The 9,303-nt window shown below is 71.3% G+C and carries 7 protein-coding genes; 2 read left to right on the forward strand and 5 right to left on the reverse strand.

Annotated features, from left to right (window positions below):
* The first annotated feature begins 159 nt into the window (after positions 1-159).
* A complete protein-coding gene (locus tag K7787_RS14450) occupies positions 160-1,566 on the forward strand; it encodes an alpha-lytic protease prodomain-containing protein (protein WP_223001619.1) in 1,407 nt (468 codons plus the stop codon).
* Between the two features lie 224 nt (positions 1,567-1,790).
* On the opposite strand, the gene K7787_RS14455 is transcribed toward K7787_RS14450, so the two are convergent.
* The 5 genes from K7787_RS14455 to rpsL form a co-directional block, all read right to left on the reverse strand.
* Positions 1,791-3,038, reverse strand: coding sequence for a hypothetical protein (locus K7787_RS14455; protein ID WP_223001620.1), 1,248 nt, complete (start codon positions 3,036-3,038; stop codon positions 1,791-1,793).
* Between the two features lie 233 nt (positions 3,039-3,271).
* Positions 3,272-4,465, reverse strand: coding sequence for an elongation factor Tu (tuf, locus tag K7787_RS14460; RefSeq protein ID WP_223001621.1), 1,194 nt, complete (start codon positions 4,463-4,465; stop codon positions 3,272-3,274).
* A 158-nt stretch (positions 4,466-4,623) separates the two neighbouring features.
* On the reverse strand, positions 4,624-6,750 hold the full coding sequence (fusA, locus tag K7787_RS14465) for an elongation factor G (protein ID WP_009190113.1): 2,127 nt from the start codon (positions 6,748-6,750) through the stop codon (positions 4,624-4,626).
* A 39-nt stretch (positions 6,751-6,789) separates the two neighbouring features.
* Positions 6,790-7,260 (reverse strand): 30S ribosomal protein S7, encoded by a 471-nt coding sequence (gene rpsG / locus K7787_RS14470; RefSeq protein WP_003998848.1) that lies wholly within the window; start codon positions 7,258-7,260, stop codon positions 6,790-6,792.
* A 2-nt stretch (positions 7,261-7,262) separates the two neighbouring features.
* The gene (rpsL, locus tag K7787_RS14475; protein ID WP_003948652.1) at positions 7,263-7,634 is read right to left on the reverse strand and encodes a 30S ribosomal protein S12; all 372 of its coding nucleotides are present in this window, start codon (positions 7,632-7,634) and stop codon (positions 7,263-7,265) included.
* Positions 7,635-8,080: 446 nt separating this feature from the next.
* Between rpsL and K7787_RS14480 the strand changes: the two genes are divergently transcribed.
* Positions 8,081-8,806 carry a Crp/Fnr family transcriptional regulator gene (locus tag K7787_RS14480; RefSeq protein WP_164387428.1) on the forward strand — a complete coding sequence of 242 codons (726 nt, stop codon included), beginning with the start codon at positions 8,081-8,083 and terminating at the stop codon, positions 8,804-8,806.
* The last annotated feature ends 497 nt before the right edge of the window (positions 8,807-9,303 follow it).

Raw genomic sequence — 9,303 nt, forward strand, 5'->3', positions numbered from 1 at the left:
GGACCCGTCCGCACCTCGCCCCCTCCCCCACCCCGCCCCCTTCCATAACACCGCCCCAGGGGGTCAACCGGAGGCTTATGCCGCCCGGTTGGGCCTCCCTACGGTTTCGGCACCTCCCACACCGCCCCACCCCTCCCCACCGAGACCGAGGAGACCCCCATGCTCCAGCGACACTCCAGAGCCGCCCTGGCCGCCGCCGTGGCGACCGGCGCCCTGGTCCTGACGGGGCTGAGCGGCACGGCGAACGCCGGTACGGCCCCCGGCGCCGCAGCCGCCACCGCCACCGCCCCCGCGCAGTCGCGGGCGGCGGCGCCGACGGCCGCCGAGACGCTGCGCACCGCCGACACCTCCGCCGCCGTCCTGCGGGCCATGCAGCGCGACCTGGGCATCGACCGGCGCCAGGCCGAGCGGCGGCTGGCGAACGAGGCGGCGGCCGGCGCCACCGCGGGCCGGCTGCGGGCCGCCCTGGGCGCCGACTTCGCGGGCGCCTGGGTGCACGGCGCCGACTCGGCCACGCTGACCGTGGCGACGACGGACCCCGCCGACGCGGCGGCGATCCGGGCGCGGGGCGCGGAACCGGCCGTCGTACCGCACTCCCTGGCCGCGCTGGACGCGGCGAAGGCCCGTCTGGACCGGGCCGCCGCGCACCGGGACACCGCCGACACCCCGGTCTGGTACGTCGACGTCCGCACCAACACGCTGGTTCTCGAGGCGGTACGGCCCGCCGCGGCGCGTTCCCTGCTGGCGGCGGCCGGAGTCGACGCCTCGCTCGCCAAGGTCGTGAAGTCCGCCGAGCGGCCCCGCCCGCTCTACGACCTGCGGGGCGGCGACGCCTACTACATCAACGGCAACACCCGCTGCTCGATCGGCTTCCCCATCACCCGCGGCACCCAGCAGGGCTTCGCCACGGCCGGTCACTGCGGCCGGGCCGGCTACCCCACCACCGGCGCCAACCAGGTGTCCCAGGGCACCTTCCAGGCATCCGTCTTCCCGGGCAACGACATGGCCTGGGTGGCGGCCAACTCCAGCTGGACCGCGACTCCTTACGTCAGCCAGAACGGCCAGAACCTCCAGGTGACCGGGTCCACGGTGGCGACCGTGGGCGCGTCGGTGTGCCGTTCCGGCTCGACGACCGGCTGGCACTGCGGCACCGTCCAGCAGCTCAACACCAGCGTCACCTACCAGGAGGGCACCGTCTCCGGGGTGACCCGCACCTCGGTGTGCGCGGAGCCCGGCGACTCGGGCGGGTCCTTCATCTCGGGCAGCCAGGCGCAGGGCGTCACCTCGGGCGGCTCGGGCGACTGCACGAGCGGCGGGACGACCTTCTTCCAGCCGATCAACCCGATCCTGTCCGCCTACGGGCTGACCCTGAAGACCACCACGGACGACCCCGGCCCCGGCGACCCGGGCCCCGGGAACCCCGGCGGCACCTGGGCGGCCGGCACCGTCTACCAGGCCGGCGACACGGTCACCTACGGCGGCGCCTCCTACCGCTGCCTCCAGGGCCACCAGGCGCAGCCGGGCTGGGAGCCGCCGAACGTGCCCGCGCTGTGGCAGCGAGTCTGAGCCACCGGCCGGACCGCTGATCCGCCGACCACCATGGGGGTGGGCCGGGCCCGGGCGCACCGAGGGGGGCGCCCGGGCCCGGCGTTCGTCCGACCGCGCCGACTCCGGTACGCCTCCCCGCGCCCCTGCGCCTCACCCCGCACCCAGCCACGCCGACCGCCCCCGGCCACCAAGCCCTGGGGCCACCGGGCTCAGGTGCCGCAGCGCCTCGGGTGCCGCCGGGCTCAGGTGCGGGTGACCACCCCGCACCCGTCCGGCTTCCGCCCCTCCAGGGACCGGCTGCGGTCGTACGGGTCGACGGCTGCGCCGGTGGCCGGGGCGCCGGTCGGGCCGGTGCCGGGGAAGACGGGGTGGGCGTAGCCGTCGTGGACGTCGCACTCGTTGTTGTAGGTGTCCGAGCTGTACCGCTCGATCGTCAGCTTGCCGGGCGTGGCCTTCCACCGGGCCGGATCGACCAGGTTCATGGTCAGTTCGCGGCGGACGACGGTGCGGGCCACCGGGGCGTCGTCGTCCGCGCCCGCGCCCGCCCGCACCAGCGGGTAGACGAAGGTGTAGTCGGCGTGCACCCGCACCTGGCCGGGCTGCCCGGCGGCGAAGGTCATATGGCCGCGCACCTTCACCGTGTCGCCGGCGGGGCGCACCTCGGCCGGGTCGAAGCGGGTGACGAGGTTCAGCGGGTCGTGGTCGCGGTCGGGGTCGCTCAGCGAGCGCCGCAGCCTCGGCAGGGTCCCCGGCTGCTTCGGGTCCAGCAGCGCCATCGCCGCGGTCGGCTGCGCGCCCTGGAGCACGGCCGGGTCCAGGTTCGTGGCGATCAGGAAGTCCTTGGTGCGGCGCAGCGCGAGCGCCACGTCGTCCGCGCCGAGTCCGCCGACGGCCTCGGCGCGCGGCAGTTCGATGGCGTCCGCACCGTCGCCCCAGGCCAGCGCGGGCGAACCGCGGAAGGGGTGGGCGAGGGTCGGCGTCCCGCTCCCGGCCGCGCCGGGCGCGCTGCTCGGCAGCGCCGTCTCGGCGGGCAGCGGCGAGGGCGCGGCATCGGCCGGCGCCTCGTGTCCGGGCAGCCGGTCGGTCAGCAGGGACGGCCGTACGGCGACGAGGGCGACCGCGACCGCGAGGACGAGGCCGAGCGCGGACCACAGCCGGCGGTTGCGCCGAGCGCGGCCGTTCCGCTCCCGCCAGGCGGGGCCGGTGTGCCAGCCGGCCGGGGTCCATGGCCGCGGGCCGTGCGCCGGGGCCGCCGCGGTGCGGCGACGCCACCGGCCCCGTCGGCCGCCGCGCGCGTTCTGTGCGGCCCGTTCCTCCTCCTCCCGGAGCCGGCGGGCCACCATCCGGGCCCGTGCGGACGGCTCCTTGGGCGGTGGTGCGCCGCCGCCCTCCACCGACTCACGCAGGAACGCCTCCCACTGCTCGTCGGATATGACCGGCTCCTCGCCGGACCGCTCGTCGGGCTGCTCAGGCGGCGGAACGGTACCCACGAACCCACTCTCTTCACAGGAGACGCTGAGATGACAACCGACTCAGCTTTCCGGACGTCTCCGCCACCGGACAGACACACCGACCGACCGTGACCGAACCGGTACACCGATGATCACCGCGGCACCGCCCGCCGCCGACGGCCGAAGTTCCGGGCATGCGAAAGGGCCCGTACGACCGAAGTCGTACGGGCCCTCCCCGGTGCTCAGCTCACGCTGCGGCTACCGGGCCGAGATCACTTGTTGATCTTGGTGACCTGGCCGGCGCCCACGGTGCGACCACCCTCACGGATGGCGAACTTCAGGCCCTCTTCCATGGCGACGGGCTGGATGAGCTCCACCTTCATCTCGGTGTTGTCACCCGGCATGACCATCTCGGTGCCCTCGGGGAGGGTCACCACGCCGGTCACATCCGTCGTGCGGAAGTAGAACTGCGGGCGGTAGTTGTTGAAGAACGGCGTGTGGCGGCCACCCTCGTCCTTGGACAGGATGTAGGCCTGCGCCTCGAACTCGGTGTGCGGGGTGACCGAGCCCGGCTTGATGATGACCTGGCCGCGCTCGACGTCCTCGCGCTTGATGCCGCGGAGCAGCAGACCGACGTTCTCACCGGCCTGGCCCTCGTCGAGCAGCTTGCGGAACATCTCGATGCCGGTGACCGTGGTGGTGGTCTTCTCCTGCTTGATGCCGATGATGTCGACGGTCTCGTTGACCTTGAGGACACCACGCTCGATGCGGCCGGTGACGACCGTACCGCGACCGGTGATGGTGAAGACGTCCTCGATCGGCATCAGGAACGGCTTGTCGACGTCGCGCTCCGGCTCCGGGATCGCGGTGTCGACGGCGTTCATGAGCTCCAGGACCGACTGGGTCCACTTCTCGTCGCCCTCGAGGGCCTTGAGAGCGGAGACACGGACGACCGGCAGGTCGTCGCCCGGGAACTCGTACTCGGAGAGCAGCTCACGGACCTCGAGCTCGACGAGCTCCATGATCTCCTCGTCGTCCACCATGTCGGCCTTGTTCAGGGCGACCACGATGTACGGAACGCCGACCTGGCGGGCCAGGAGCACGTGCTCCTTGGTCTGCGGCATCGGGCCGTCGGTGGCGGCGACCACCAGGATCGCGCCGTCCATCTGCGCGGCACCGGTGATCATGTTCTTGATGTAGTCCGCGTGACCCGGGCAGTCGACGTGGGCGTAGTGACGCGCCTCGGTCTGGTACTCGACGTGCGCGATGGAGATGGTGATACCGCGCTGACGCTCCTCGGGCGCCTTGTCGATGTTGTCGAACGGGGTGGCCTCGTTCAGCTCCGGGTACGCGTCGTGCAGCACCTTGGTAATGGCGGCCGTGAGGGTCGTCTTACCGTGGTCGATGTGACCGATGGTGCCGATGTTGACGTGCGGCTTAGTCCGCTCGAACTTCGCCTTCGCCACTGGGGTCCTCCTGTGGAGTGGTTCTGTACGCCTTACTTCATCGGCGCCAGGTGATCTTTGCTGGATGGCCCGGAGCTCCCGGGGCATTCCGGCCGTGTTCGCGGTGGAATGCCCCTTGAGGCTCCGGAGTCAAGCCTAAGGGCTGGAACTCGGCTGAGTTACTCGCCCTTGGCCTTCGCGATGATCTCCTCGGCGACGTTCCGCGGAACCTCGGCGTAGGAGTCGAACTGCATCGAGTAGCTGGCGCGACCCGACGTCTTGCTGCGGAGGTCTCCGACGTAGCCGAACATCTCCGAGAGGGGCACGAGGCCCTTCACGACGCGGGCACCCGCCCGCTCCTCCATGGCCTGGATCTGGCCACGGCGGGAGTTGATGTCGCCGATGACATCGCCCATGTAGTCCTCGGGCGTGGTGACCTCGACGGCCATCATCGGCTCGAGAAGCACGGGACCGGCCTTGCGCGCGGCCTCCTTGAAGGCCTGCGAACCGGCGATCTTGAACGCGAGCTCGGAGGAGTCGACCTCGTGGTAGCCACCGTCGAGAAGCGTGACGCGGACGCCCGTCATCTCGTAGCCCGCGAGGATGCCGAACTGCATGGCCTCCTGGCAGCCGGCGTCCACCGAAGGGATGTACTCCTTCGGGATACGGCCACCGGTGACCTTGTTCACGAACTCGTACGAGGTGTCGCCACCCTCGAGCGGCTCGATCGCGATCTGCACCTTGGCGAACTGGCCGGTGCCACCGGTCTGCTTCTTGTGCGTGTAGTCGACCCGCTCGACCGCCTTGCGGATGGTCTCGCGGTACGCGACCTGCGGCTTGCCGACGTTGGCCTCGACCTTGAACTCACGGCGCATACGGTCGACCAGCACCTCGAGGTGCAGCTCGCCCATGCCGCCGATGATGGTCTGGCCGGTCTCCTCGTTGGTGTGCACCTGGAAGGAGGGGTCCTCCTCCGCGAGCCGCTGGATCGCGACGCCCAGCTTCTCCTGGTCGCCCTTCGACTTGGGCTCGATGGCGACCTGGATGACCGGCGCCGGGAAGTCCATGGACTCCAGGATCACCGGCTGCTTGTCGTCGCACAGCGTCTCGCCGGTCGTGGTCTGCTTCAGACCCATGACCGCGACGATGTCGCCGGCGCCCACCGACTCGATCTCCTCACGCTTGTTGGCGTGCATGCGGTAGATCTTGCCGATGCGCTCCTTCTTGCCCTTGACGGAGTTCAGCACGGCGGTGCCGGACTCCAGGCGGCCCGAGTAGACCCGGACGAAGGTGAGCTTGCCGAGGTGCGGGTCGCTCATGATCTTGAACGCGAGGGCGGAGAGGGGCTCCTCCTCCGACGGCTTGCGGCGAACGACCTCTTCGGGGTTGTTGACCGCGTGGCCCTCGATGGCCTCGACGTCGAGCGGGGTCGGCAGGTAGCGCACGACCGCGTCGAGCAGGGGCTGGACGCCCTTGTTCTTGAACGCGGTACCGCAGAACACCGGGGTGACCGTGGTGTCGCTGGACTTGCCGGACGCGATGGTGATGCGACGGATCGCGGCGTACAGCTGCTCCTCGGTGGGCTCCTCGCCCTCCAGGTACAGCTCCATGATCTCTTCGTCGTTCTCCGCGACGGCCTCGATCAGCTTGCCGTGCCACTCCTCGGCGGCCTCGGTGTGCGTGTCGGGGATGTCGATGACGTCGTACATCTCGCCCTTGGCCGCCTCGGCGGACCACACGAGCGCCTTCATGCGGACCAGGTCCACGACGCCCTTGAAGTCGGCCTCGGCGCCGATCGGCAGCTGCATGACGAGCGGCTGCGCGCCCAGGCGGTCCGAGATCATGTCCACGCAGCGGTGGAACTCGGCGCCCGTACGGTCGAGCTTGTTGACGAAGCAGATGCGCGGAACGCCGTAGCGGTCCGCCTGACGCCACACCGTCTCGGACTGGGGCTCGACGCCGGCGACGCCGTCGAACACCGTCACGGCACCGTCGAGCACGCGCAGCGAACGCTCCACCTCGACGGTGAAGTCGACGTGGCCCGGCGTGTCGATGATGTTGATGGTGTGGTCGACGTCGTTCAGCGACCAGTGACAGGTGGTGGCAGCAGAGGTGATCGTGATGCCACGCTCCTGCTCCTGCTCCATCCAGTCCATGGTGGCAGCGCCGTCGTGGACCTCACCGATCTTGTACGAGACACCGGTGTAGAACAGGATCCGCTCGGTGGTGGTCGTCTTGCCCGCGTCGATGTGGGCCATGATCCCGATGTTGCGGACCCTGGCCAGGTCAAGTGAAGTGGTAGCCATAAGGCTTCAGTCTTCTCTCGGTCTCGATGTGGGTAGCGACTACCAGCGGTAGTGCGCGAAGGCCTTGTTGGACTCGGCCATCTTGTGCGTGTCCTCGCGCTTCTTCACAGCGGCGCCGAGGCCGTTGGAGGCGTCGAGGAGCTCGTTGAGCAGACGCTCGGTCATGGTCTTCTCGCGACGGGCGCGGGAGTAACCGACCAGCCAGCGCAGCGCCAGGGTGTTGGCGCGGCCGGGCTTGACCTCGACCGGCACCTGGTAGGTGGCGCCACCGACACGGCGGGACTTGACCTCGAGGGTCGGCTTGATGTTCTCCAGAGCGCGCTTGAGCGTGATGACCGGGTCGTTGCCGGTCTTCTCGCGCAGGCCCTCCATGGCGCCGTAGACGATGCGCTCGGCGGTGGAGCGCTTGCCGTTCAGCAGCACCTTGTTGATCAGGGAGGTCACCAGAGGAGAGCCGTAGACCGGGTCGATGATGACCGGGCGCTTCGGGGCGGGGCCCTTACGAGGCATTCTTACTTCTCCTTCTTGGCGCCGTAACGGCTGCGAGCCTGCTTGCGGTTCTTGACACCCTGGGTGTCGAGCGAGCCGCGGATGATCTTGTAGCGAACACCCGGCAGGTCCTTCACACGGCCGCCGCGCACGAGCACGATCGAGTGCTCCTGCAGGTTGTGTCCCTCACCCGGAATGTAAGCGGTGACCTCGATGCCGCTGGTCAGACGCACACGCGCGACCTTGCGGAGGGCCGAGTTCGGCTTCTTCGGGGTAGTCGTGAACACACGCGTGCAGACGCCACGACGCTGGGGCGAACCCTCGAGTGCGGGCGTCTTGTTCTTCTCGACCTTGTCCTGCCGGCCCTTGCGGACCAGCTGCTGGATCGTAGGCACTACTTCTCCGGTTTCTGTGTGCCGATGGGTACAGCTAACCTGGAACATCGCCGACCCACGCGGTCGGGTGTGTCGAATCCCGCGGACTCCCGCCGCAAGTGCAGAAAGAGGCGCAGATTGCGGTGGCCGATAGCGGCTCCCGATGCGGTCTGAAGGCACGCACGAGGGCCAGGGCACACCCCAGGCACAAGGTCTGAGCGTACCTACCGCACGGTCTTCGGTCAAAACAAATGCAGCCCACCCTGACACGCCGGACTTGTCCGGGTTCGAGTTTCCCCGGCGTGTCGTCCCTGCGGGGATCCGTGCCGGGTGCCGGGGAATCCCGCCGGTTCCCCCGCGCCGGGCCCCGCGTTTCAGTACGTTGAGCGATCGCCACGCCGACGGGGGGACGAGTTGAGATGACGGCCGGCCGCTTACCGGGCACACCGGAGAGGACGCCAGGGGAGATGTCCGAGACCAGGCCGCACGGCGGCTCGGGAGCCGTGCCGGGTGACGAGGGCCTGGACGACGGGGTGCCCTTCCTGGCCCGGCTGGAGCAGCCGGACCGGGCCGCGCTGCTCGCGCTCGGCCGCGAGCTGTCCTACGCCCCGCGTGTCGTGCTGATCCACCAGAGCGAGCCCTCCTCGCACGTGCTGTTCATCGTGGCCGGCTGGACCAAGGTCACGGCCGCCGCGGCCAGCGGCTACGAGGCGCTGCTCGCGCTGCGCGGCCCCGGCGACATCGTCGGCGAGTCGGCCGCGCTGACCGGCCGGCCCCGGTCGGCGACGGTCACCGCGCTGGAGCGGGTGCGCACCGTCGCCGTGCAGCGCGAGCGCTTCACCGAGTTCCTGGCCCGCTCCCCGGCCGTCTCCTTCGCCCTGCTCGGCCTCGCCTCCGACCGCACCCGCGCGGCCGACCGGCGCCGGCTGCAGTTCGCCTCCATGACCGTCAAGGAACGGTTCGCCACCCTCCTGCTCGACCTGGCCCGCATCCACGGCCGGCGCACCGCGCAGGGCGTCGAGCTGTCCGTGCCGCTGAGCAAGCAGGAGCTGGCCGGATCAGTGGGCGCCTCCCGCGAAGCGGTGCAGCGGCTGCTGAAGGAACTGCGCGAACGGGACGTGGTCGTCACCGGCCGCCGGGCACTGGTGATCCTGCGCCCGGACGTGCTGCGCCGCATCGCGGCGGGGACCTGAACGGGACCCGCGCCGCGGCGCGGCGCGACGGGCGGCCGGGCGGGAGCCGTGGCGGGTCACGGCTGGCAGCCGGGCGAGCACCAGGTCACGGCGCACGACCCCGGCGGGAGCCGCGGCGCATCGCGGCGCACGACCCCGGCGGGAGCCGCGGCGCATCGCGGCGGGCGGCCGGGCGGGAGCCGTGGCGGGTCGCGGCAGGCCGCCGGGCGGGCACCAGGTCACGGCGCACGACCGCGACGGGAGCCGCGGCGCGGCGGGCGGCCGGGCGGGAGCCGTGGCGGGTCACGGCAGGCAGCCGGGCGGGCACCAGGTCACGGCGCACGACCCCGGCGGGAGCCGCGGCGCATCGCAGCGGGGCGGACCGGGCGGGGCCCGCGGCGCGGCGCGGCGGTGGGGCGGGGCCGTGGTGAGAGGGCGGTGCGGCGGGGGGGCGGGGGGGGGGGGCTGTGGCAACCGGCACCGGTCCCCCTCGGCCTCCCCCCCCCCCCTCCCCCCCC

The sequence above is a fragment of the Streptomyces sennicomposti genome, from assembly GCF_019890635.1.
GTDB lineage: Bacteria > Actinomycetota > Actinomycetes > Streptomycetales > Streptomycetaceae > Streptomyces > Streptomyces sennicomposti.

What these genes read in the sequence shown, in the direction of transcription:
- K7787_RS14480 (WP_164387428.1), top strand. Translation starts at nt 8,081, where the DNA reads ATGTCCGAGACCAGGCCGCACGGCGGCTCGGGAGCCGTGCCGGGTGAC.
- fusA (WP_009190113.1), bottom strand. Translation starts at nt 6,750, where the DNA reads ATGGCTACCACTTCACTTGACCTGGCCAGGGTCCGCAACATCGGGATC.
- rpsG (WP_003998848.1), bottom strand. Translation starts at nt 7,260, where the DNA reads ATGCCTCGTAAGGGCCCCGCCCCGAAGCGCCCGGTCATCATCGACCCG.
- K7787_RS14450 (WP_223001619.1), top strand. Translation starts at nt 160, where the DNA reads ATGCTCCAGCGACACTCCAGAGCCGCCCTGGCCGCCGCCGTGGCGACC.